Origin of the sequence: Chryseobacterium elymi (genome assembly GCF_003385495.1) — a bacterium.
Lineage (GTDB): Bacteria > Bacteroidota > Bacteroidia > Flavobacteriales > Weeksellaceae > Chryseobacterium > Chryseobacterium elymi.
The window spans coordinates 159,404-185,124 of the sequence record NZ_QNUH01000005.1 but is presented as its reverse complement, the minus strand read 5'-3'; the positions used below and the strand labels follow the sequence as shown (position 1 = coordinate 185,124).

The window sequence follows — 25,721 nt, the reverse complement described above, 5'->3', positions numbered from 1 at the left end:
GTATAGGTAACTCATCAATTATCTTTTATCCATCATCATGTATGAAGAAAAGACACGAACAAAAGCTGATTATCCTGAGCATCGGATTGATGATGGCTTTCAGCATTCCTATTTCACTGCTTTTTAACAGTGAAAAAAATGTTTTCGGCTATCCGATGATTCTGGTCTACCTGTTCGTTGTGTGGATAATCTCAATCATTATTTCTTTTGTAATCGTAAAAAGGTATGATGAGTAGTTTTGCGTTATTTATTGTTGTTTTAGTCTATCTCGCCCTTTTGTTCTTCGTTGCCCACCTGGCAGAGAAGAGAAAGAGCAAGCGGTGGATCAATAATCCGTATATTTATGCACTGTCTCTGGCAGTGTACTGCACAGCCTGGACCTACTACGGAAGCATTGGTGTAGCTGCCATTAGCGGACTGAATTATCTGCCGATTTACATAGGACCGATTATGATTATTCCCGCATGGATTTACATCAATACGAGAATTGTAAGAATTTCCAGAGTCAATAAAATCAGCAGTCTTGCCGATTTTATTTCTTTACGATATGGAAACAGCAGAAATTTCAGTGCTATTATCACAATTGTATGTCTTCTGGCTATCGTCCCTTATATAGGACTTCAGATCAAAGCTATTTCCGAAACTTTTCACTTGGTTACCGAGACTTCAATATCCAATAATATACTGACCGATAACGCAACGTTTGTGGTTGTTTTAATCGCTTTGTTTTCATCCTATTACGGAACACGATATGTGGATGCATCAGAAAAACGTCTGGGAATTATTTCCGCCATTGCCCTGGAAAGTTTTTTAAAGCTTTTGTTTATTATTATTTTAGGTATTTTTGTCATTTACTTCGTATTCGATGGCTTTTCAGATATCTATGAAAAGGCTAGTAAATTTCAAGATTTTAAAGAAAAAAATACATTCAACGGAATTGAAGGTGCTATGAACTGGATGGTATTATGTATGATTTCCGCAACAGCCATCTGTATTCTTCCAAGACAGTTTCACACGGCAATTATTGAGAACCGGCAGGAAAAACACATCAGAACAGCGATCTGGTTTTTCCCTTTATATCTATTGATTTTCACCATATTTATCTTCCCGATTGCTTGGGGAGGAAGGCTTATTTTTGATGGAGAAAAGGTAAATCCGGAGTTCTACTCCATCCTGATTCCTCAGCATTTTGACAATACTTTAATTACAGTTTTTGTGTTTCTGGGTGGACTGAGTTCGTGCATTTCCATGATCATTATTTCAGCCATTACTTTATCCATCATGCTTTCCAATAACCTCATCATTCCTTATGGTTTGTTGGGAAAATTCAAATCCGAAAACGAGGTTCAGAATACAAGAAATATTACAAACATTCGAAAATTCAGCATTTTTGCTCTGATCATCATGGCTTTTGTTTTCTATAAGTATTTTATTCTGAAAACATCGCTGGATTCCGTAGGGCTTATCTCGTTTGTTGTAATTGCACAGCTTGCCCCTTCATTTTTTGGAGCAATATTCTGGAGAAGAGGAAGTTATAAAGGCGCTGTAGCAGGACTGCTTGCAGGGCTGGCAATCTGCTATTTCGGACTGATTATTCCGCAGTATTACTTCTCATACAACCAGGAGTTCAAAGGTGTCATCCGTGAGATGTATGATGCGTTCACATTTTTTAATATTCCTTTTTTAAGCAGAATCCCACAGATCTTCTTCTGGTCTATTTTCACCAACACAGCCTTGTTCACTATTATTTCTGTAAGCGTTAAAGGGAATTACCGGGAAAGAAATTTCGCAGAATTATATGTAGACATCGACAGGTATATCCAAAACCATGAGAATGCTTTTATCTGGCGCGGAACTGCTTATGTTTCGGACATTAAAAATATTCTGGAAAGATTTTTAGGAAAAAATAAAACGGATCAAGCCCTAAGGATATTTAATTTAAAATATAATATAGATTCTAAAACTGAAACTGCGGATTCAAGATTTATCAAGTTTTCTGAAAACCTTCTGGCGGGAAGGATCGGGACCGCATCTGCAAAAATTCTGATTGAGGGAGTCACCAAAGAAGATAAAATATCTTTAAAGGAGGTTTTGAATATCTTAGAGGAATCTAAAGAAAACATTACCCTTAATAAAAAATTGACTGAACAGTCCGAAGAATTACAGAAACTTTCCAATGACCTGAGAACCGCCAATGAAAGCCTGATCATTAAAGACCGCCAGAAAGACGATTTCCTGGATTCTGTAGCCCATGAATTAAGGACCCCAATCACCGCCATCCGTTCGGCAGGGGAAATTTTAGCTGACGATGACGATATTCCAACGGATATCAAGCAGGAATTTTTAAACAATATCATTACGGAATCTGATAGATTAAGCGAGATCATCAACGATATTCTCTACCTCGACAAACTGGAACACGGAGAAATTGCTTTAAACATTAAAGAAAATAATATTCTTGAAACCTACAAAAAAGCTTTAAATCCTCTACTCCATCTGATACAGCAAAAAAACATTCATTTAAGTGAAGTGAATCTCCTGAATCAAACTGTATTTGAATATGATGAAGCGAGAATGATCCAGCTTTTCCAAAATATTCTCGGGAATGCTTTAAAGTTCACCGATGACCAGGGAACCATACAAACCAAACTCGCTGAAAAAGAAAATCACCTGATCATTACCATTTTCAATACCGGACAACATATTCCCGAAGAGGACCTGGAAATGATTTTCGATAAATTTTATCAGTCAAAAAACCAGAACATTTTAAAACCTACAGGAAGCGGACTCGGACTGGCTATTTCAAAGAAAATTGTACATGCACATAGCGGAACAATAAAAGCAGAAAACAGCGGCCTGGGTGTAACTTTTACGATAAGCATTCCTTACAGCATAACAAAAAATGAAGTTGAACAAAACCAATAACCATCTATGAGAAAGATTATTATTGCCGATGACGAACACAAAATATTAATGTCACTGGAATACAGTTTTAAGAAAAACGGCTACGACGTTTACATTGCAAGAGACGGAACGGAAGTTCTGGATTTCCTGAAAACAATGGTTCCGGACGTCATTCTTCTGGACATCATGATGCCCAATCTGGACGGATACAGCACTTTGGAAGCCATTAAAAAAGATGAAAGAATGAAAGATACAAAAGTCATTTTTCTGAGTGCAAAAAACAATCCTAAAGACATTGAAAAAGGCCTGAAAATGGGTGCTGATGCTTATGTAACGAAACCTTATTCCATTAAGAAACTGATACAGCAGATTGAGGAGATATTTGAGTAGAGTAAGAGAATCAAGACATCAGATATAAGACACGAGATATGAGACTTGAGATACTGGAAATTAATACACCGTCATTGCGAGCAAAGCGAAGCAATCTTAATAATCTTAATTCTTAAATAGACCTTAATGGTTTCAGTTTCAACCATTATGATTTTGTTAAAGTTGTTTAGAACATTAAGTCTTAGCATTGCTTTAAAGAGATTGCTTCGTCGCTTCACTCCTCGCAATAACAAGAAACATAAAACACAAAATTAATATGGACGCAGATACTCTATTTAAACGAAGTATAGAAGACAAAGAAAATTTCTGGAAGGAACAGGCCAAAGAAATTCAGTGGTTTGAGTTTCCTGAACAAATTCTTTCCAAAGGTAAAAATGATTATCCGCAGTGGTATGCTGACGGAAAACTCAATATGTGCTATCTGTGCATCGATAAACATATTGAAGACGGTTTTGGAGATCAGATCGCCATTATTTATGATTCTCCAGTTACTGGCCAGAAAATAACTTACACTTTTGATCAGGCTAAAGAAGAAATATCAAAACTCGCAGGTGGACTCGTCTCGTTAGGCTTAAAAAAAGGCGATACAGCCGTTATTTACATGCCGATGATCCCACAGACTCTGTTTGCAATGCTGGCCTGTGCAAGAATCGGGGTGATTCACAATGTCGTTTTCGGAGGTTTTGCACCGAACGAATTGGTGGTAAGAATTGATGACTGTAAACCCAAAGCATTGATCACAGCCACAGCAGGTGTAGAGATAGCCAAAAGAATTCCTTATCTGCCACTTGTAGAAAAAGCCATTGAACTGGCCCAGGATAAAGTCGATAATATTATTGTTTACAACAGAAAACTGGTAGACAACCAGCACGAAATGTTCGAAGGGCTGATTGATTACGAAGAACTGGTTCAAAAATCGGAGCCTGTAGATTGTGTTTCTGTGGAATCTATTCATCCGCTGTATTTGCTTTACACTTCCGGAACTACAGGAAAACCCAAAGGAATTGCACGTGACACCGGAGGTTATGCAACCGCATTGAAATTCTCCATGAAATATATTTACGGTGTTGAGCCCGGAGAAACGTATTGGGCAGCTTCAGATTTCGGCTGGGCGGTAGGTCACAGTTTTAGTGTCTACGGACCGCTTATCAACCGGAATACAACGATCATCTTTGAAGGAAAACCGATCATGACTCCAGATGCAGGTACGTTCTGGAGAATTATTTCAGAATATAAAGTTTCTGCAATGTTTACTGCCCCTACAGCCATCCGGGCTATTAAAAAAGAGGATCCAAACGGAGAACTGGTTAAAAAATACGATCTGTCTCATTTCAAAAAGCAGTTTTTAGCCGGCGAAAGATGCGATGTGGCCACTTTAGATTGGTTTACAGAGCATATTGGAGTTCCTGCTATCGATCACTGGTGGCAGACAGAATCCGGATGGCCTATGTTAGGCTTAATGACATTCGATGATCAGTATAAAATCAAAAGAGCTGCAGCCGGAAAACCTATTCCCGGATATGACATTAAGATCTTTGATGAAAATGGATATGAACTCGACGCTCATCAGGAGGGTTACTTAATTATCAAACTTCCACTTCCACCCGGGGCGCTTTTAGGCATCTGGAATGACAATGAACGTTTTCAGAGCAGCTACCTATCCCAATACAAAGGCTATTATTTCTCCGGAGATGGTGCCATTCAGGATGAAGACGGTTATATTTTCATTACCGGGAGAGTAGATGATGTCATTAATGTAGCCGGACACAGGCTTTCCACCTCAGAAATGGAGGAAATTGTTTCGTCACATCCCGATGTTGCCGAATGCGCTGTCGTAGGTATCGATGATGAACTGAGAGGACAGGTTCCTTTTGCCACGGTTGTTTTGAAAAACGGAACAGGAATATCTGAAGAGGAAATAGAAAAAGATATCATCAGAATGGTTCGTGAAAAGATCGGGGCTGTGGCTTTTTTAAAAAACGCCATGGTTGTCAAACGCTTACCCAAAACCCGCTCCGGAAAGATTTTAAGAAAACTGATAAGAACCTTGCTGGATGGAAAAGATTTTCAGATTCCGTCAACCATCGATGATGAAAAAATCATTGAGGAAATTCAGGAAAAAATCAATGACTATAGGGCCTAAGCCATAAATTAAATATATATTTAATATTAATAAAATTCAAATTTCAAAAAACGAAGGGATATGAGAAATTACTTAATTGAAGATCTGCCACATTATTTTGAAGAGTATAAAAAGTCTATTAAAAATCCTAAAAAATTCTGGGATAAGATAGCCGATCAAAATTTTGTGTGGTACCAAAGATGGAGCAAGGTGGTTAAGTATGATATGAACGAAGCCAAAATCACATGGTTTAAGAATGCTAAATTAAATATCACTAAAAACTGTATCGACAGACATCTTGCAGTAAGAGGTGATAAAACTGCCATTATCTGGGAGCCCAACGACCCGAAAGAGGAAGCACAGCATATTTCCTATACTGAATTGTATAACCGTGTCAACAAAACAGCCAATGTTTTACGTGAAATGGGCATTGAAAAAGGAGACAGAGTATGCATCTATCTTCCGATGATCCCCGAATTAGCTGTTACCATGCTTGCCTGTGCCAAATTAGGCGCTGTACATTCCGTTATTTTTGCAGGATTTTCAGCTTCCGCCGTGGCTTCAAGGGTGAATGACTGTAATGCCAAAATGATCATCACTTCTGATGGCAGCTACAGGGGAAACAAAGTTCTTGATCTGAAAAGCATTGTAGACGAAGCATTGGAAAAAACACCAAGCGTAGAATCCGTTCTGGTTGTGAAAAGAACACACAACGAAATTAAAATGAAAGAAGGCAGAGACCACTGGATGGCGGAACTGTATGAAAAAGCCTCCGCAGATTTCGTTACTGTAATCATGGATGCCGAAGATCCTCTTTTCATCCTGTATACCTCAGGTTCTACCGGAAAACCGAAAGGAATGCTTCACACTTCTGCAGGATACATGGTATACACCGCCTACACCTTTAAAAATGTATTTAATTATAAAGAGAATGATATCTATTGGTGTACAGCAGATATCGGATGGATTACGGGACATTCCTACATTTTATACGGTCCTCTGCTTAACGGAGCAACCACTGTGATTTTCGAAGGGATACCTACTTATCCTGAACCGGACCGTTTCTGGGAAGTTATTGAAAAACATAAAATCACCCAGTTCTATACCGCTCCTACCGCCATCCGTTCATTGGCCAAAGAAAGCACGGAATGGGTAGATAAACATGACCTGAGCTCATTGAAGGTGATCGGTTCCGTAGGTGAGCCTATCAATGATGAAGCCTGGCATTGGTTCAATGATCATGTTGGAAATAAAAAATGTCCTATTGTAGATACATGGTGGCAGACGGAAACAGGAGGAATCATGATCTCCCCACTTCCTTTCGTTACCCCAACCAAACCCACTTATGCCACACTTCCTTTACCAGGCATCCAACCAGTACTGATGGATGATAAGCGCAATGAAATTACAGGAAACCAGGTGACAGGAAATCTCTGCATCCGATTTCCGTGGCCGGGAATCGCAAGAACGATCTGGGGCGACCACCAACGATATAAGGAAACCTATTTCAGCGCTTTTCCCGGAAAATACTTCACAGGTGATGGTGCTTTAAGAGATGAGGTCGGGTATTACAGAATTACTGGCCGTGTAGATGATGTGATCATTGTTTCCGGGCATAATTTAGGGACTGCTCCTATTGAAGACAGTATCAATGAGCACCCAGCTGTTGCAGAATCTGCTATTGTTGGTTATCCTCATGACATCAAAGGAAATGCTTTATATGGCTTTGTGATCTTAAAAGAAACCGGAGAAGGCCGTGACAAGGAAAATCTTAAAAAGGAGATTAATCAACTGATATCAGACCAGATAGGACCTATTGCCAAGCTTGACAAAATACAGTTTGTTTCAGGGCTTCCGAAAACACGTTCCGGAAAAATTATGCGTAGGATTCTGAGGAAAATTGCAGAAGGAGATTTCAGTAATTTCGGAGATATTTCCACCCTGTTGAATCCTGAAATTGTAGAGGAAATTAAAAATGAAAGGATTTAAAATTTAATAATATTCAATGGAAACGGGCTTTGGTCCGTTTTTTTATGTTTTATTCCGAATGGACTTTACGGATATGGCAGATTTAAATATATTCAATAGAAATATTTTGCCCCGTTCCACCCAAACGTACAGATTATTTCATCATTAAAATCAAACAGGTGTTCAATAGACATTTTCAAATATTTTAACATTATACTATAGATAAAATAATAAATTGTAAAATTTAATAAATTAATAGCAACAATATTGAAAAATATTTATTATCTTTAAGTACAATTTAAAAACTATTGCTTATGTCAAATATATTAGCTGGATTATTTGCACACCACAGCGATTACAAAAAGCTTGAAGCCGATCTGGAAAATTCAGGATTTGAAAATTCAGATTACATAGTATATCTTCATAACGGCTCTGAAACCTCTCAGTATCTCGCGAGTGTTGCGGTAAAAGATAATAACCAAACTGATGGCGCCCGAAATATTTTCAGCCAGAATTCAGTACTGAAGACCTATTTATTCGAGAATATGGGTATTGGAGAGGCACATTACGATCACATTAAACGATTTATTGATGCCAGAAACAGAGCCGACATCCATCCCAGTCCCGATGTGAGAATAAAGGCATCAAGCAGTGGCATGGATTCAGAAGTTAAATTCTGACAGAAAACACAAAATCTAATAACCGGAAATCCGCAGAGTATTCTGCGGATTTTTTATGGTGGAAAAGTTTAAAAAATTTCGTATTTTCGTTTAATTATAGGCATTAGCACAAATGAGTTACGATTTAGAACAGGAAAACAAAGAAATCCTTGCCCGGTATAAGGATCTGATTTCAAATACATACAGGACTCTGGACGAGGAAAATAACAAGCTTATCCGGAAGGCATTTGATATTGCATTGGATGCCCATAAAGATCAAAGGAGAAAATCCGGCGAACCATATATCTATCATCCTATTGCTGTTGCTAAAATTGTAGCAACAGAGATTGGTCTTGGAGCCACTTCTATTGCCTGTGCTTTGCTGCATGATGTAATAGAGGACTCCGACTATACTTATGAAGATCTTAAAAAGATTTTTGGAGAGAAAATCGCCAATATTGTGAACGGTCTCACAAAGATCTCCATTATGAATCATCAGAACATTTCCGTACAGTCGGAAAATTACAGAAAACTGTTATTGACGCTGTCTGAGGATTTCAGGGTTATTCTTATCAAGATTGCTGACCGCCTTCACAATATGAGAACACTGGAAAGCATGGCTCCGGACAAGCAGAAAAAGATTGCTTCCGAAACAGTTTATATTTATGCACCCATGGCACACCGTCTGGGGCTGTATAATATCAAATCGGAACTGGAAGATCTTTCATTAAAATACAACAATCCTGAGATTTACAGTGAGATTACAGAGAAACTGGAACTGGCTAAAGAAAGCCGTGAAAGATATATTGAGGAATTTAAGAAAGAAGCATCTGAAAGATTAAAAGAAGAAGGTTTAAATTTCACAATCAAAGGCCGTGCGAAAGCTATTTCTTCCATTTACAGGAAAATGCTGAAGCAGGGAGTTTCTTTTGAAGAGGTCTTCGATAACTATGCAATCAGGATCATTTATAAATCGGATGCAAAGAACGAAAAATTCCTGGCCTGGAAGATTTACTCTATCGTAACGGATGTTTACCACAGTAATCCTTCAAGAATGAGAGACTGGATTACTCAGCCACGTTCTACAGGATACGAAAGTCTCCATTTAACGGTTCTGGGACCGGACAGAAAATGGATAGAAGTACAGATTCGTTCAGAAAGAATGGATGAAATCGCAGAAAAAGGAGTTGCTGCTCACTACAAATATAAAGAAGGCTACAAACAGAGTTCCGATGACCGGAATTTTGAACGATGGGTTACTGAAATCCGTGATATTCTTGAACAGCAGCAAAACCTTTCCACATCTGAACTTTTAGATAATATTAAACTCAATTTATATTCTAAGGAAGTATTTGTTTTTACTCCAAAAGGGGAAATCAAGATCCTTCCGACGAATGCAACAGCTCTGGATTTTGCTTTTGCCGTTCACTCTGATCTTGGAATGAAATGTCTTGGAGCAAAAATCAATGGAAAGCTGGTTCCTATTTCTTATGTTCTTCAGAATGGTGATCAAATAGATATTTTATCATCGCAGAATCAAAAGCCTAAGTCGGACTGGCTGGAATTTGTAGTGACATCCAAAGCCAAGTCTAAGATTAAAAGTTACCTGAATTCCCAGAAAAACCAGCTGGTAGAAGATGGAAAAGAGATTCTTCAAAGGAAGCTCCGTCATGCGAAGATCAACTTTAATGATGAAGAGGTGAACAAACTTCAAAAGTTTTTCAATCTAAAATCTTCACAGGAACTGTTCCTTAAATTCCAAAGCAATGAGCTGGATGTCAGTAGCCTGAGAAAATATATTGAAAGCAAAAACGTATTTAATAATTTACTTTCAAGATTCAGAAAATCTCCATCGAAGAATGTTCATTTTGAAGATCCGAAAGAACAGAATCTTGATATGATCGTTTTCGGGAAAGATGAAGAAAAGCTGAATTACAGTTATGCAAAATGCTGTACAGTAATTCCCGGCGATAAAATTTTTGGATTTATCACAATTTCCGACGGTATCAAGGTTCACAGCGACAACTGTCCGAATGCCATTAATCTGAGAGCACAGTATGATTACCGTGTCATCCCTGCCAAATGGGTGAATGCAGAAAGCTTTAAGAACAGAGTTAAGATCGAAATTGAAGGTCTTGACAGGATGGGAATGATCAACGATATTACCACCGTTATCAGCGGCAGCATGGGAATGGATATGAAGAGTATGTCCATAGAATCTAACAACGGTGTTTTTATGGGCAATATCAATCTTGAAGTTAAAAACAAAGGCCAACTGGAAGAAACATTTAAAAAACTCAAAAATATTGACGGAGTTTCCAGAGTGAGACGATTACAATCATAGACATGAATTTATCTTTATATTTTAAAAAATTTTTTAGCAGCAATCAGTCATCGGGAATTATACTTATTTTCTGCGTACTTGCATCATTATTAATCGCCAATTCGTCTGCGGGTGAAGATTTTCAGAACTTTCTGGACAAAGAAGTGGGCACACACCTCTTTCACCTTACCTATCCTGTGAGCATATGGATCAATGACGGGCTGATGGCCGTTTTCTTTTTACTTGTAGGACTCGAGATTAAAAGGGAAATGATGGAAGGTGAGCTTTCTTCTTTCAAAAATGCCTCATTACCTATTTTTGCAGCGGTAGGAGGAATGCTGGTTCCTGCAGCAATATATACTTTCTTCAATTCCGGAACAGAGTATGGCAGCGGCTGGGGAATTCCTATGGCTACAGATATTGCTTTTTCACTCGCTATCATTTCAATGCTGGGAAAAAAGATCCCCAATTCAATTAAAATATTCCTTGCGGCACTGGCTATTGTGGATGATCTGGGTGCCATCCTGGTGATCGCTATTTTTTATACTGAACAAATTCACTGGACCTATCTCCTGCTCTCATTTGGAACGGCAGCACTGCTGTTTCTTTTAAACTTTTTGAAAGTTACCCGTATTATTTTTTATATTATTCCGGGATTATTTTTATGGTATTTCCTGCATCATTCCGGGATTCATGCAACGATAGCCGGAGTTTTGCTTGCTTTTTCCATTCCTACGAATGTATCTGATGTAGAAATCTCTCCTCTTGAAAAGCTGGAGCATCAGCTCCATTTTCCGGTAAGTTTTCTGATCATGCCTATATTTGCTTTAACGAATACTAATATTGCTTTTACCAGCGAAATGGTAACGGGAGTGACAAGTACGTTAGGTTTGGGAATTATCTGTGGACTGATATTGGGAAAACTGATCGGGATCAATGTGTTTTCTTTTATCGCCATTAAATTAAGGTTCAGCGAGCTGCCTCAAAACAGTACATGGCTACAAATGGTCGGTGTTGGATTACTGGCTGGAATAGGCTTTACTATGTCCATTTTTATTGCGCTTCTTTCCTTTAAAGATAATATCCCAATTCAGGATGAAGCTAAATTTGCCATTCTGATTGCTTCTTTCTTAGCAGCGGTTTTAGGGTTTGTAATATTAAGTATGAGCTCTAAAAAAGATATGAATGCTGTAGAAAATTAATCTTTTTTCTCTTCCAGCTTTCTTTTGTGTTCTTCATCGCTTTCTAAATTAGGCTCTGTCACCTGTGCGTGATAATGAGCTGCTTCTCTTTTGATCTCATCAGACAACAGCTTTTCGATTCTGAGTTTTCTGAGGGCCATATTAAGCTCGTTTCCGAACAGCAGAAGATACACATTCACATTTACCCAAACCATCAGCAGGATCATACTCCCTATGGACCCGTAAAGAACGTTATATCTTGCAATATCTTTCACATAAATCGCGAAGATAAAGGTAGTAAGAACAAACAAAACTGTCGTTAAAATAGCTCCTGGTACCGCTTGTCTGAATCTGGCAATTTTCACCGTTCCAAGCCAGTAAAAAAGTGCTAAAAGAATGAAATAAAACAGCGGAAAAGATACAAACCCAATGATTTTGGAAAGGTTATTCACGAGCCAGGAAATATCATAAGCCGGAGTAAAAAGCTTCATAACAACCTCTACATAGTATACTCCGAAAAGTGAAAGAAATACAATAGTAATAAAGCCTATTGTGATAAAAAAAGAAAGGATAAACTCTTTGACATCAGTGAGCTTTTCGTCTGAATTCTCATTGAACCCATTGATAAGGGAAAAAGTTCCGTTGGTGGCAAAAACCAATGCCAAAACAATAGTGAGATTACTAATGCCTTTCATATTCGGGATGATATTGGTTTCAATATACCCTCTTACATCGCCCTCCATATCAGAAGGAAAAACGTTATGCATCAGAACTTCAAAAATATAAAACTGCAGCTTGTCATAATGCGGCATATATGGCAAAACGGAAAGCAAGAAGAGCAGAAAAGGAAACAAACTGATGGTAAAGCTCCATGAAATGGCTGCCGCCTTTCTTCCAATATTGCCTTTGAAAATTCCGGAAATATAGATCTGGAACATCTGCCAAAGTGATATTCCCAAAACAGGAATATGTATACCATCAAAAAACTCTTGAATCTTCAAGATAAATCTGGGAACTTTTATACTCATCTATTTGGTGCATTTTCCTTACTAAACAGCTTCTATACCTCCTAAAAGGAGAAGCATCCGCTGTTTCAAATAAGTCTTATATACAAATATAAACATTTTCTTTATCCTGTTATAAAGCTGAAATTGATTGTTATGCATCAATTGTACAGAATAGCTATTATCTCCCCATCTCAGGAAAGAAAACAGTATTTGAAAAGTAATAGATGTTCTAAAAGTTTTGAATCTGTATAACAGGTTTTAAGTGTTAAACTGTCGCAGATGATGATCCATATGCTTATAAACAAAAATCCCAATCTCTTCTCTCTTCATTTTACCAAAAAAATCATGAATAAAATCCGGATTTGAAAAGTTTTCATAAGCTATGATCTGCTGCATCCAGATCTTTTTTTCATTTTCCAAGTCTCCCTCGGTTTCTTTTATGGCAAAGCTTCCTGCAGGTATGTTTTTCTTAATCGGGGTTTCATCTTTTACAAGACCTTTTAGCGCCATTTTCCCAAACAACCGTCCTAAAAATTCCTGTCTGTAGGTCTGATTATTTTTTCCCAGTATCCAATCGTTCCATACCGTGCAGTGTCTTGTCATCTGGAAAAGATTCATTTTTCCCCATTGTGCCGTATTCTTTGGTCCCAGTGAACCAATTCTTGTAATCAGTTCTTCTCTTACGTTGTGATCAAATATTGTTTTCATAATACATCTTTTTGTAAAATTATGATGGTTAACATTAAATCCTGATACGCAAAAACGACATTCAACAGTGTATTTTGTGCCATAATTTACATAACTTTATAAACAATATACATATAGCGATGAAACATGTCTCGATTATAATATATGAAGGCGTACTGTCTACAGCCGTATCCAATACCGCTTCTCTTCTGATGAGTGCCAATGAAGCAGCTGAGAAAAAAGGGTTTGACGTTCCGTTCCTGATAGAACTGATCGGTGTCCAGAACAAAACAGTACAATCTAATCTTCCCTTACAATTCTGCTGCAGCAAAATGATCTCCGAAAAGTTTGAGACCGATGTTATCATTATTCCGCCAATGGATACGGATCCTGCACATATTGATGCATTTTTAGCTAAAAACAATGCCCTCATCAACTGGATCAAAAGAAAATACGATGAAAAAGCGCAAATGATCAGCCTTTGTACGGGGGCTTATTTTCTTGCAGAATCAGGTTTACTGGATCATATGTCTGCTACTTCACATTGGGGTGCCATGGAGGATCTGCAGAAAAGGTATCCACGCATAGATTTCAAACCTGATCATGTGGTGACGCATTCAAAGGCCATTATTACCGGTGGAGGCGGTTTTTCCTCTTTAAATGCCATGCTGTATTTTATAGAACAAAGCCTGAACAAAGAAATAGCTGTTGAGCTGAGCAAATTTTATGCACTGGATTATGGACGAACCTCACAAAACATTTTCGCTGTTTTTTCGGGACAGCGTCTTCATGACGATGATGAAATTCATAAGGCACAGAGCTACATTGAGAGAACATTCAGAACAGATATCTCCGTAGAGCAGATTGCCGGCCAGGTGAATATGAGCAGACGGAATTTTATCCGGAGATTTAAGAATGCGACCCGGTTAAATCCTATTGAATATATACAGCGTGTGAAAGTGGAAGCTGCAAAAAAAGCATTTGAAACCGGAGAAGCCAATATTGCAGATGTTACCTACAGCATGGGATATAATGATTTAAAAACATTCAGAACAGTCTTCAAAAAGATTACCGGATTCACACCTGCTGATTACAGGAATAAGTTTAAAGGACAGGAAATAAGCAGTTAATTGAAAGAATGAAAAAATTTAAAGATTTAATATTTAAGGCCGAGTCTTAAAATACTCTAAGGTTAACCTTTTCTTTTTTAGCATTAAAAAATGGTATCTTTGTTCTTTAAAATCCTCTATACATGCGAATCAGCTTACTTTGTATCGGTAAAACAGATGACAAGGAGATCATGTCCCTGATCAATTACTATCTTACCCGTCTTCCCAAACACTGGAATTTTGAAATCATTGAAATTCCGGATATAAAAAACGCAAAAAACCTCTCACCTGAACTTTTGAAGAAGGAAGAATCTAAGCTATTCTTAAATTATATTGATAAAAATGAACTTGCTATACTCCTAGATGAGAAAGGCAAGCAGTTCACCAGCCGTGAATTCGCGCAGAAAATTGATACTTGGATGAATTCTTCGGTAAAAAAAGTTCATATCCTTATCGGAGGTGCCTATGGTTTTTCTGAGGAGATGTACAGCCGGGCCAATGAAAAAATGTCTTTATCAAAAATGACTTTTACCCACCAGATGATCCGTCTGTTTATTGTTGAACAGCTTTACCGTGCTGATCAGATCTTGCAGGGAAAACCGTATCATAATGATTAATAGACTTCAGATATTAGATTTCAGATTGCAAGCTTAACACACAGACTAAAAACCAACAACCAATCCCCTACACCTTCAGATCAATCTGCCTTTTGGCTTCGCCAATGACAAAAGCAACGGAATTGGCAATATTAAAACTTCGGATCAGTTTTGACATAGGAATAGTCAAATGATTTTCGAACTGCTCTAAAACTTCCTTACTCAAACCCACACTTTCCTTGCCAAAAACCAACCAGTCACCATCCTGGAAATTATTTTCCAGATAGGACTTTTCAGCACGTGAACTCATTAAGAAAACGCGGGATGGATCTGGGATATTCCTTATCCATTCTTCAACATTTGCATATTCAGTAACATCAAGATGCACCCAATAATCTAAACCAGATCTTTTCAGGTTCTTATCATTGATTACAAATCCAAACGGATGAACCAGGTGCAGTTTACTTTCCGTCCCCACACATAGCCGCCCAATATTACCTGTATTATTGGGTATCTCGGGTTCTATAAGAACAATATTCAGCATTTATTTCTTTATTTATGACTTATTTTGGCTTATAATCATTCTTTACGGGCGCGGCATTTCATGCCGCGCCCGTAAAGAATGATTTATATAAGGTTTATTTTTTCACACATTTAGCATAATAGTCCGCTAAAATAGCTTTTTCATAGCCCAGGCTTACTGCTTTATCCAGATTTTCACAAGCTTCTTTAGGTTTTGCCGTGTCAAATAGAACCAATGCTTTGGTTACATAAGAATGGGAAAATTTCGGATCTATGGAAATGGCTTTATTAACGTCTGTGAGAGCCTCTTTGGACTTTTTCATTTTGAAGTAGACATCTGCCCTACCATTATAAAGAAGGGATTCCGGTTTTTCAGCAATCAACTGATTGTAGTCTTTTAAGGCACCGTCCAGATCACCGTTATTTTTCTTTAGATTGGCCAGTCCCGTTTTGGCAAAAATATTATCCGGTGCAAAAGTCAGGATCTGTTCAAGATCATTCAGGGCGAGATCTTTTTTCCCCTGGCTGTCATAGATCTTGGAACGGGTAAGATAAAATTCAGGATTTTCGGCATCGATTCTGAGACCGGTGGAAATGTATTCCAATGCTTTGATCTTATTTCCTTTCTGGCTGTTCAGTGATGCAAGATTGGCATATACAGGAGCTGATAAAGGATTGGCCTTTAAAGCGGATTCATAAGATTTCAAAGCTAGTGAAGACTTTCCAAGCCTCCTTTGGGCTGTCCCCAGATTATTATAGTATTCGGACTGAAATTTCTGGATCTGCTCTTTTTCTGCAAGCTTAGTGTATTGCTCTTCCGCACACTTGTAATCAGCTTTTTTAAAGCATTCTTCGGCTTTACTCTTATCCTGTGCAAAAAGACTGAATGAGGAGTATATGAATGCTGTCAGTAATAAAGATTTTTTCATGAAGCTATATTTTGTTTGTTGATGACTTTTTTGGCGAGTACTCCAAATATCACTCCCAATAAAGATCCAACAAACGCCCCCACCAAAATATCTATCGGGAAATGCACTCCTAAATATATCCGGCTGTAAGAAACCACCACAGCCCATGCAAATATAGCATATGGAAACCAATTGAGCTGCTTTTTCAATAAAATACTTAAATAAGCTGCCAGGAAGAAGGTATTGGATGCATGGGCAGAATAAAACCCGTACTGTCCACCGCACTTCACGATCCTCATGTAATGTTCTAAGCTGGGATCATGACAGGGCCGAAGCCTGGCCACTCCATATTTGAAAACACTTGCCAGCTGATCAGAAACGGTAGCTCCAAGTGCAATGAATATAAGAATAAAAATTAAGGATTTTAGTTTATAACTCTTGTATAAAAAGTAAAGAAACATGATGTAAAGCGGTACCCAGATCCATGTACTGGAAATGAGCATCCAAAACTGGTCGAAGGAAGTATCGCCCAAATTATTAAGGTATAGAAAAACCTTTTTATCTTCCTGAATGATTTCTTCCATGAATTATCTGCTTACAGGCCCTTCGTAGGTTTCGTCATCGGCAGGCTTTAGTTTTGGAGGTTCATTAGTAGCGGAAGGTTCTGTCACAATATCTTTTTCAATATTCTTCATAGGATTGAAATTTTTTGCAGCATCCTTTACCTTCTCAATTTCGCGTTTGATCTCAGAAACAGGATTGTCTGTTTCCTTCATGATCTCAGTTTTAATATCTTCCACAGCTCCACGCATTTTTCTAACACCTGACCCTAAGTCACGTGCTATCTGAGGAAGTTTATCCGGACCGAATAATACAACAATCGCCACCGCGATCAGTGCCATTTCTCCAATGCTTAATTCCATGTTGTAAAATTACGAAAGTTTATACATTTATTTATAGGAAACTAAAATTTTAAACAAATTTTAAGATTTTGGACGTTTTTAGGTTTCAAGTTGCAGAATTTGGGGTTTGAGTCTGTGGGTTTGAGCATTTTTGCTTTGTACTGTTCTTAAACGTTTTTGATTTACGCCTCTGTTTTTGATTGATCCGTTAAATTATTACGTCTGTTAAATATCCATCCGTCCATTGATAATTTTCCAGCACCCTCAAACAGTAAGGCTAAAGCAATTCCAATGACTAGAATATCAAACTGGCAGCCCTCTCCTTTCTGAGTTCCGAACCAGTTCATAAAGAAACCGTTCTCCACATGAGCCGTCAGCATAATTCCTGTCATTAATCCGATAAATGACAACGCCCAAAATCTTGTACCTAACCCCAAGAGCAGAAGAAATGATCCTAAAAACTCAACCATTATTACTGTAAACGCAGCAATAAAAGGCAGATTAAGATCATGTATAAAAAGGTCCATGGTTTTGGTAAATCCCATTCCACCAAAGAGTCCGAATGTCTTCTGCAGGCCATGCGGGATAAAAACAATGCTTAATGTCCATCTGAGAAAAGTTCCGGTCCATGTTTCATTCGTTTTAAAAAATAAATGTTTCATAATAAAGGATTAAATAAATTGTTTGATAAGTTTCAACAGGTTTAATTGTATAAAATAGTAAGCTTTATATTTTTAGTTAAATAATCTGGCAGCAGCAAATACCCCGTAATTCTGCTTACTTTCTTTAAAAGGTCCGTAAGTGTCAAAGTTGGCGCCTGCACCAAAAGTGATCAACTTATAGCTTACCCCAAGTCTGAGCATCAGATAGCTGCGGGCATGTTCTCCGTCTTTTATGGTTTCGGAATACAATCCCTGAATTCTTGAGTATCCGTTCCAGTTTTCACTGATTTTAGGTTTGTACTCTATCATAACAAAACCTTCGGCAATACTGCTTTTGGAAAAGCCAATAAATCTTGGATTAACCACCAATAAGAAATCATTAAAATTCCGGGAATACATAAATCCGGCAGTAGGACGCAGACCTGTTGCAGGTGTATAATGAGAACCGCCCAGTAAACGGATGTTTTTGATGATCTCAAAGGTAATGTTAGCCTGGATCATGGCATCTTTAGAATTATCCTCCGACCATTTCGAGGAGATATTGGCCACACTGAAGAACTCCAGTCTTTTGCTACCTTCAAATGCTTTATTCACTGTCATCTGGGAAGCAAATCCTTTGTTTCCGGCTAAAGCTTCAAATATAACAGGTGGATTTGAGAGCTGGATATTATTTTGAGAACAGAACAGTAAGGGAGCTAAACCGGCTGTTAGAAATAGTATTTTTTTCATGTTTTATCCGTCATCAATTATACCAGCAAAATTCTGAAATAAAATAGAATATGGTTAGAACAGACAAATCTATTATTAGGACAAATCAATCCCTTTACGATAATCCGAAGGGCTTACACCACTATGCTTTTTGAAAAAGCGGGAAAAATAGGAAACATCGTCTACTCCCAATGCAAAGGCAATTTCTGAAACAGAAAGATGAGATAGCGAAAGAAGGGCTTTGGCTTCCATCAATAAAGATTCATTGATAATTTCTGAGGCTGTTTTACCCGTAGCATTTTTTACAGATTTGTTTAAATGATTGGGTGAAACACTGAGCAGATCAGCAAATTCTTTCACTGAATGCAGGTTTTGGATCTGGCTGGTGATCAGCTTCCGGAAACGGAATACCAATGTTTCACTAACAGAAAGATTTGGAAGTGGAAGCTTCTCTATAAAATGCCGGATCTCTCCCAATAAGGTAAAAAGATACAGCCGGATAAGATCTAAGCTTTGATTTTGATGATAAAGGGCCTCCATCTGCTGAAGGACAAGAAAGATCCTCTCCCGATGTTCATCATCAAGAAAAAGGGTCGGATTGTAAATAATATCAGCATGATGCAGGATATCCTGTAAGTATTTCAGACCAGGGCCATCGGCAATGAATTCATTGGAAAAGTGGCAGTAAAATCCTTCTACATCAGGTGTATTATTGATGAATGTCCGGATTTTATGTGGTGGGAGAAGCATGATCATTCCTTCCTGCACTCCATACAGGCTGGAACATACCATTTTTTCTATACTCCCTTTCCTGATGAATATAAAATCATTGACTGTTTTCCTGTGCGGCAGAGAAGGGGTTTTAGCATCTTTGAGGACGTGAAGCGGTTCTATAAAAAATTCATTCAGATCTTTTTTTGCTGCACTTTTCTCGGTCCAATCTATATCAAGGATCGGATTAAAGTCATCGGGCTTATATTGAGGAATACGACCCATACGATCTATTTAATTTAAAACAATTTCAATCTTTAAGCTCCTTCTAATTACAATTTTTTGATCAGCTTTTTATCTTTTTTCTGAAAAGCATAATAGGTCATTATCACACTTATCGCCATTAAAATAAATGCCAGGAAGAATGGTGCTCCTGAAAATTCAAATGGGGCTTCATCGTGGGTAAAGAAATAAAACAGGTTGGTCATCAACGGCGGTCCTATGATGGAAGTGGCACTCATCAAACTGGTTAATGCTCCCTGAAGCTCTCCCTGCTCGTTGGAAGGAACGCTTTTCGTAATCACTGACTGCAACGCCGGCCCACAGATTCCTCCCAAACAGTAAGGAACCAAAAACGCAAACATCATCCAACCTTCTGTAGCAAACGCAAACAATAGCATCCCTAATGCATACAGTGCTAATCCGTAATAGATACTTTTTTCCTCGCCAAGTCTGGGAGTTGTCCAGCGTATAAGAACACCCTGAACTAAACCAACTAAAAGTCCTACAACTCCTAATGAAATCCCAACCATTCTTTCTGTCCAGCTAAATTTATACATGGTGAAAAAACTCCAGTTGCTCTGCACAGCATGTCCTGCAATATAGATTAAAATCAGGGCAAATATCAATCCTGAAATTTCCGGGTGCTTCCCTAAAAACTTAAATGAACCAACAGGATTTGCACGCTTCCAGTCGAATTCTCTTCTCTTATCTTTATCTAAACTTTCAGGAAGAACGAAATAACCGTAAAGGAAATTTAAAAGACATAAACCTGCCGCTGCATAGAAGGGCACTCTGGCACCATAATGTCCCAGAACTCCTCCCAATACAGGGCCAATAATAAACCCCAAGCCAAATGCAGCCCCGATAAGACCGAAATTTTTCGCTCTATCTTCGTCTGTAGAAATATCAGCAATATAGGCACTAGCCGTTGTTACACTGGCCCCCGTGACTCCGGCAATAACCCGCCCCAGGAAAAGCCACCAGATTGTGGGTGCAAGAGCAAGAAAAATATAATCTACGGCAAATCCAAAGAGAGAGATCAGTATAATAGGTCTCCTTCCGTATTTGTCACTTAGATTTCCTACCACCGGAGAAAAGATAAACTGGGTAAATGCATAGGCAAAACCAAGCCAGCCACCATATTTTGCTGCTTCACTGATATCGGCATGAATAAGTTCCTCAATTAATTTGGGAACTACCGGAATAATGATTCCCCATCCAGTAATGTCAATGAGCAGAGTAATAAATATAAAGCCGATAGCTGCTTTTTTCCTTGAATTTTCCATAATGCTGCAAAAATAATGAAATCTGGAAATATAATGGTTCTAAATTGTGGAGGAACAGCCAAGATCAAGAGTCAAGATTTTAGATGCCACACTTCAAATGCGGGTTATACAAATATCAATTTTAACCTTGAATTTTAAATATTAAATTGAAATCCTAAATTACAGGCTAACCTCAATCCGTTCTGTATAATTCAGACAAAAAGACCGCTTCTTTCGAAACGGTCTTTACTTATTTATTGTAGTTGATATTATTTTGAAGCAAGCACTTCTTTGCTGGAAGTGGATTTACCGTGTACCTCTTCTTCTTTTCCTTTCTTAAGGAAATCATAAGCGATTGCCGATGCAACAAAGATAGACGAATAAGTTCCAAATCCGATACCTATTAACATGGCAAACATAAATCCTCTCAGGTTTTCTCCACCAAAAATAAAGATTGCTAAAATTACAAGGATGGTTGTAAATGAAGTGTTGAATGTTCTGCCTAATGTACTTGAGATAGAGTCATCAAATAATCCAGCCAATGTTAAAGCTTTCTTCTCTCTTAGATACTCTCTAATTCTATCGAATATAATAACGGTATCATTGATTGAGTATCCTAATACCGTAAGAATTGCTGCAACGAAATCCTGATTGATCTCCATATTAAACGGCATGAATTTATGAAGCAATGAATACGTCCCTAAAATAATGATTGCATCATGGAATAGAGACACAACAGCTCCCAGTGAAAATTGCCATCTTCTAAATCTTAACAAGATATAGATAAAGATCCCTGCTAAAGCTGCTGCTACAGCAAGCATACCGTGAGTTTTGATATCATCTGCTACCGTAGGTCCTACTTTTTCAGAAGAAATGATTCCCGCTTGTTCTTTATCTGCAGATTTGAAATCACGCAGTGTAGTATTGGCAGGTAAGCTGGTCTTTAATCCTTCGTATAATTTTTGTTCTACAGTCTGGTCAGCTTTTAAAGATTCATCATTGATAAGATAATCTGTAGTGATTTTCAACTGTCTGGTGTTACCGAATGTTTTAGCTTCAACAGAAGAGTTCTTACCGTCTTCTGTTTTGAATACTTTTACTAAGTTTTTTTCGATATCCTCAGCATTAACATCTTTATCAAATCTAACCACATAATTTCTACCTCCTGTAAAATCAATTCCATATTTGAAACCGTTCATAGCAATAGATGCGATACAAACTAACGTCAAAATCCCGGAAATGACATAGGCATATTTTCTCTTTCCGATAAAATCGATCCAGGTATTTCTGAATAGGTTCTTCGTTGGAGCAGTCCAGACAGAAAGATGTTTTCCTTTATTTAATCTTGTGAAGATCATTACCCTGGAAAGCAATACAGAAGTAAAGAATGTCATTAAAATACCAATTCCTAAAGTCAGTGCAAATCCTTTGATAGGACCCGTTCCGAATAAGAAAAGTACACCAGCCGTCAGTAATGTTGTTAAATGACCATCAATGATCGCACTTAATGCATGTTTAAAACCGTCTTTATAAGCTTCCAGAATGCTTTTTCCTGCAAATAATTCTTCTTTGGTTCTTTCGTAAATAATTACATTCGTATCGACTGCCATCGCCATCGTAAGAACGATACCCGCGATACCAGGAAGTGTCAATGTAAAGTCTCCGGAATCCATAATTCCGAAAATATAGAATAAGTTGATGATCATTGCAATTACAGCGTATACACCTGCACCACCATAATAGAAAATGATATAAATAATAATGATAAGGAATGCGATAGCAAATGAGATAACTCCAGCATTAATAGATTCCTGTCCTAATGAAGGTCCTACTACTGTAGCCTGAACTACTTTTGCACCCGCCGGTAATTTACCGGCTCCTAAAACGTCTACCAGTTCTTTAGCTTCGTCCTGAGAGAAGTTACCTGAGATCTGTGTTCTACCGTTAGGAATAGCGTTCACAACATTTGGAGCAGTATATACTCTGCCATCCAATGTTACCGCTACCGGTCTACCAACGTTTTTCTCAGTTAATGTTTTCCATTCTTTAGCCCCTTTAGAATCCATCTGCATATCTACGACCACTCTGCTTAGCTCATCGTAGCCAATGCTCGCCGTCTCAACAGCACCGTCTACCGGAGCTTTTTGGTTGATATTACCTCTGATCGCATACAATACTAAACTTTCTGCATCTGTAGCTTCAGGTTTGTAACCCCACATGAACTGGGTATATTTAATGTTGGATGGACGTAATGACTGACCAACTTTGCTGCTTAAAATTTTATTTATCACAGCAGTATCTGAAAGTTTCACGCTTGCAACACCATTTGATCTTAATTTGTCAAGGTTTAAAAGGCTCATGAAGTTGGTATTCTTCGCAACCCCCATAGAATCACCTTTTATAGCCACCATTGTAGCCAATGTCTGGAAATATGGTGCTATTTCAGGAACCTGCTGTACTTCCCAGAACTGTAGTTTTGCGGAAGTCTGAAGCATTTTCTTCACTTTGTCGATATCTTTCATACCAGGCATTTCAACAGAAATTCTTGCCGTACCCGGTACTCTCTGAACGTTTGGCTGCACGGCACCCATTTTATCGATTCTGGTTCTGATTACTTCGAAAGCAGTACCTACAGAAAGGTCAATTCTTCTTTTAATAATACTTTTTACCTGATCATCAGTCGTATTGTACTTGATCTCCGATAAATTGGTATTCCCGAAAAGTTCAGTATCTGCAAGCTTAAGATTGGTCCCTTTTGCTTTGTTGATCGCTTCAAACTGATCGAAGAAATTATCGATGTAAGATTTTGTAGAATTCTTCTGAACTTCATCCGTCTTGTTTAAAGCCTCAATAAGGACAGGATTGGTAGAATAATTGGTTAAATCATTCACCAGATCTCTTTGGTTGATTTCCAAAAGAACGTTGATCCCACCTTTCAAGTCAAGACCAAGTTTCATTTCCTTGTCTTTGGCTTTAGTGTAATAAAGTTTTGTGAATCCCAGGTTCAAAGTATCCTTAGAAAGTCTTGTAATTTCTTTCTGATACTTTTCTGGATTGTCTCCTGCAACAGCAGTCGCCTGCCTTTCAATTTTGCTGGCGTACCAAGTTGGTAATAGCTCATTTAAGCAAATTAACCCTAGTACAATAGCAACAATTGTAATAAGTCCTTTTCCTTGCATTTTGTTATAACTACGTTAAATTAAGTCGGCAAATATAATGATTTTATTATTATTTTATGAATTTTTTAACAGCAGAAACGGTTTATTTTCAGATATATCCGGGTTTTAACTTCTATTTAAGATTTAATAATTTTTCTTCCTTATCGTAATGAAATTTTCAAATTCCGATTGGTATAAAATTTTCATTCACTTATCAATACACTAAATATCAAAATATTATGAAAAAACTATTTTTTACACTAGGCGTTTTTTCTTCTTTAATCGTTAATTCTCAAAACATTAATTTAGTAGAATTTGCGTCAGGGCTCACCAGCCCCGTTGAAATTACAAATGCCAATGACACCCGCCTTTTCGTTGTACAGCAGAATGGGATCATCAAGATCGTTCAGCCTAACGGAATGATCAACAGTGCTGATTTTTTGAATATCAGCTCTAAAGTTCTTTACGGAGGAGAAAGAGGCCTTCTTGGCCTTGCATTTCATCCCCAGTACGCAACCAACGGATATTTCTTTGTGTATTATAACAATACCGCCGGAAATATCATTGTAGCAAGATATTCTGTGAGTTCTGCCAATCCTGACGTTGCAGATCCTGTTTCTGAAAAAATCCTCCTGAATATCCCTAAACCGTTTGCCAATCATAACGGAGGAAGCATTCATTTTGCTTCCGACGGAAATCTTTGGATCGTTACAGGAGATGGCGGAAGCGGTGGAGATCCTAATAACAATTCCCAAAATATAAATTCACTTCTGGGAAAAATGTTAAGGATAGATGTGAATGCTACAGAACCGTATAATATTCCACCCGGAAATCCTTTTGCAGGAACTTCAGTAACCGGGGCTGATGAGATCTGGGCCTATGGACTTAGAAATGCCTGGAAATTTTCGTTTGATACTGATACAGGAAATGTAATGATCGCTGATGTAGGCCAAGGGGCCATCGAGGAGATCAATAAAATGCCTGTTACCCAAGCCGGAATCAATTACGGATGGCGATGTTATGAAGGCAATAATGCCTACAATACAACAGGATGTGCCCCCATGTCCACGATGACGTTCCCGGTTGCTGTGTATGATCATTCAGGAGGAAAATGCTCCATAACCGGAGGATATGTTTACAGAGGAAGTCAGTATCCCGCACTTCAGGGGAAATACTTCTTTGCAGATTACTGTTCTTCACAGATCGGAATTATGAATCCGGATAATTCCATTGTGTGGAATTCTGCAAGTACAGGTAACAATTTTTCTACTTTTGGACAGAATTCTCAGAAAGAATTGTTTGTGGCAGCGGTAAACAGCGGGAAAATATTTAAAATTACAACCGGAGCGCTGGCAACATATGAAACAGACCGCTTAACTTCCATATACGTCCATCCCAATCCTGCTTCCGAAAAGGTATTCATTGAAGGTCTGGCAGATATGAAAAGTACTGCAGATCTTATCAGTACGGAAGGAAAAATAGTTCTGGAGAAAGCAAAAATTGAAAATGACGGCAGCGTTGATATTACAGGAATTCCTTCCGGAGCTTATTACCTGATCATCAAATCGGGAGATGTGAAATCTTACAGCCAGAAACTTATTATTAAATGACAGCAATTTTACTTCAATAAAAAAGCGGTTCTGATGGGAACCGCTTT

At 38.1% G+C, this 25,721-nt stretch carries 21 protein-coding genes and 1 pseudogene; 11 read left to right on the top strand and 11 right to left on the bottom strand.

Annotated elements, in window-relative coordinates:
- The first annotated feature begins 41 nt into the window (after window positions 1-41).
- From DRF60_RS07740 to nhaA, 8 genes and pseudogenes are all read left to right on the top strand, one after another.
- Window positions 42-236: a hypothetical protein gene (locus DRF60_RS07740; protein ID WP_116011527.1), complete on the top strand. Its 195-nt coding sequence runs from the start codon at window positions 42-44 to the stop codon at window positions 234-236.
- On the top strand, window positions 229-2,925 hold the full coding sequence (locus DRF60_RS07735) for an ATP-binding protein (protein WP_167443719.1): 2,697 nt from the start codon (window positions 229-231) through the stop codon (window positions 2,923-2,925). Before DRF60_RS07740 ends, DRF60_RS07735 begins: the two co-directional genes overlap by 8 nt.
- A gap of 6 nt (window positions 2,926-2,931) precedes the next feature.
- Window positions 2,932-3,294 carry a response regulator transcription factor gene (locus DRF60_RS07730; protein ID WP_116011525.1) on the top strand — a complete coding sequence of 121 codons (363 nt, stop codon included), beginning with the start codon at window positions 2,932-2,934 and terminating at the stop codon, window positions 3,292-3,294.
- Window positions 3,295-3,550: 256 nt separating this feature from the next.
- Window positions 3,551-5,437: an AMP-binding protein gene (locus DRF60_RS07725; RefSeq protein WP_116011524.1), complete on the top strand. Its 1,887-nt coding sequence runs from the start codon at window positions 3,551-3,553 to the stop codon at window positions 5,435-5,437.
- Window positions 5,438-5,494: 57 nt separating this feature from the next.
- Window positions 5,495-7,405: pseudogene (gene acs / locus DRF60_RS07720) on the top strand (acetate--CoA ligase); the annotation flags it as partial.
- Between the two features lie 293 nt (window positions 7,406-7,698).
- Entirely contained in the window at window positions 7,699-8,064 is a 366-nt protein-coding gene (locus DRF60_RS07715; protein ID WP_116011522.1) for a hypothetical protein, read from the top strand.
- Between the two features lie 112 nt (window positions 8,065-8,176).
- The gene (locus DRF60_RS07710) at window positions 8,177-10,387 is read left to right on the top strand and encodes a RelA/SpoT family protein (protein WP_116011521.1); all 2,211 of its coding nucleotides are present in this window, start codon (window positions 8,177-8,179) and stop codon (window positions 10,385-10,387) included.
- A 2-nt stretch (window positions 10,388-10,389) separates the two neighbouring features.
- On the top strand, window positions 10,390-11,568 hold the full coding sequence (nhaA, locus tag DRF60_RS07705; protein WP_116011520.1) for a Na+/H+ antiporter NhaA: 1,179 nt from the start codon (window positions 10,390-10,392) through the stop codon (window positions 11,566-11,568).
- Here nhaA and DRF60_RS07700 read toward each other — a convergent pair.
- Both DRF60_RS07700 and DRF60_RS07695 read right to left on the bottom strand, forming a co-directional pair.
- Window positions 11,565-12,575, bottom strand: a complete 1,011-nt coding sequence (locus DRF60_RS07700) for a YihY/virulence factor BrkB family protein (protein ID WP_116011519.1) — start codon at window positions 12,573-12,575, stop codon at window positions 11,565-11,567. The genes nhaA and DRF60_RS07700 overlap by 4 nt on opposite strands.
- 237 nt (window positions 12,576-12,812) lie before the next feature.
- Entirely contained in the window at window positions 12,813-13,262 is a 450-nt protein-coding gene (locus DRF60_RS07695) for a DUF1569 domain-containing protein (protein WP_116011518.1), read from the bottom strand.
- A gap of 119 nt (window positions 13,263-13,381) precedes the next feature.
- Here DRF60_RS07695 and DRF60_RS07690 point away from each other — a divergent pair, with 119 nt between their 5' ends.
- Together DRF60_RS07690 and DRF60_RS07685 are read left to right on the top strand one after the other, a co-directional pair.
- Complete coding sequence (locus DRF60_RS07690) at window positions 13,382-14,371, top strand: GlxA family transcriptional regulator (RefSeq protein WP_116011517.1); 990 nt, start codon at window positions 13,382-13,384, stop codon at window positions 14,369-14,371.
- 122 nt (window positions 14,372-14,493) lie between these two features.
- Entirely contained in the window at window positions 14,494-14,967 is a 474-nt protein-coding gene (locus DRF60_RS07685) for a 23S rRNA (pseudouridine(1915)-N(3))-methyltransferase RlmH (RefSeq protein ID WP_116011516.1), read from the top strand.
- A gap of 67 nt (window positions 14,968-15,034) precedes the next feature.
- Here the strand turns inward: DRF60_RS07685 and DRF60_RS07680 are convergent, their stop codons facing one another.
- The 9 genes from DRF60_RS07680 to secD all read right to left on the bottom strand — a co-directional run bounded on the left by DRF60_RS07680 (window position 15,035) and on the right by secD (window position 24,085).
- Window positions 15,035-15,490 carry a tRNA (cytidine(34)-2'-O)-methyltransferase gene (locus DRF60_RS07680; protein ID WP_116011515.1) on the bottom strand — a complete coding sequence of 152 codons (456 nt, stop codon included), beginning with the start codon at window positions 15,488-15,490 and terminating at the stop codon, window positions 15,035-15,037.
- Window positions 15,491-15,584: 94 nt separating this feature from the next.
- A complete protein-coding gene (locus tag DRF60_RS07675; RefSeq protein ID WP_116011514.1) occupies window positions 15,585-16,397 on the bottom strand; it encodes a tetratricopeptide repeat protein in 813 nt (270 codons plus the stop codon).
- Entirely contained in the window at window positions 16,394-16,960 is a 567-nt protein-coding gene (locus DRF60_RS07670) for a phosphatase PAP2 family protein (protein ID WP_116011513.1), read from the bottom strand. The genes DRF60_RS07675 and DRF60_RS07670 overlap by 4 nt, the downstream gene beginning before the upstream one ends.
- 3 nt (window positions 16,961-16,963) lie before the next feature.
- A complete protein-coding gene (locus DRF60_RS07665) occupies window positions 16,964-17,299 on the bottom strand; it encodes a Sec-independent protein translocase subunit TatA/TatB (protein ID WP_116011512.1) in 336 nt (111 codons plus the stop codon).
- Window positions 17,300-17,460: 161 nt separating this feature from the next.
- Window positions 17,461-17,940, bottom strand: coding sequence for a DoxX family protein (locus DRF60_RS07660; protein WP_116011511.1), 480 nt, complete (start codon window positions 17,938-17,940; stop codon window positions 17,461-17,463).
- A 72-nt stretch (window positions 17,941-18,012) separates the two neighbouring features.
- Window positions 18,013-18,669 (bottom strand): hypothetical protein, encoded by a 657-nt coding sequence (locus tag DRF60_RS07655; RefSeq protein ID WP_116011510.1) that lies wholly within the window; start codon window positions 18,667-18,669, stop codon window positions 18,013-18,015.
- A gap of 75 nt (window positions 18,670-18,744) precedes the next feature.
- Complete coding sequence (locus DRF60_RS07650) at window positions 18,745-19,644, bottom strand: helix-turn-helix domain-containing protein (protein WP_116011509.1); 900 nt, start codon at window positions 19,642-19,644, stop codon at window positions 18,745-18,747.
- 47 nt (window positions 19,645-19,691) lie between these two features.
- Window positions 19,692-20,927, bottom strand: a complete 1,236-nt coding sequence (locus DRF60_RS07645) for a TCR/Tet family MFS transporter (RefSeq protein ID WP_116011508.1) — start codon at window positions 20,925-20,927, stop codon at window positions 19,692-19,694.
- Window positions 20,928-21,175: 248 nt separating this feature from the next.
- The gene (secD, locus tag DRF60_RS07640; protein ID WP_116011507.1) at window positions 21,176-24,085 is read right to left on the bottom strand and encodes a protein translocase subunit SecD; all 2,910 of its coding nucleotides are present in this window, start codon (window positions 24,083-24,085) and stop codon (window positions 21,176-21,178) included.
- A 218-nt stretch (window positions 24,086-24,303) separates the two neighbouring features.
- Between secD and DRF60_RS07635 the strand changes: the two genes are divergently transcribed.
- The gene (locus tag DRF60_RS07635) at window positions 24,304-25,674 is read left to right on the top strand and encodes a PQQ-dependent sugar dehydrogenase (RefSeq protein ID WP_116011506.1); all 1,371 of its coding nucleotides are present in this window, start codon (window positions 24,304-24,306) and stop codon (window positions 25,672-25,674) included.
- The last annotated feature ends 47 nt before the right edge of the window (window positions 25,675-25,721 follow it).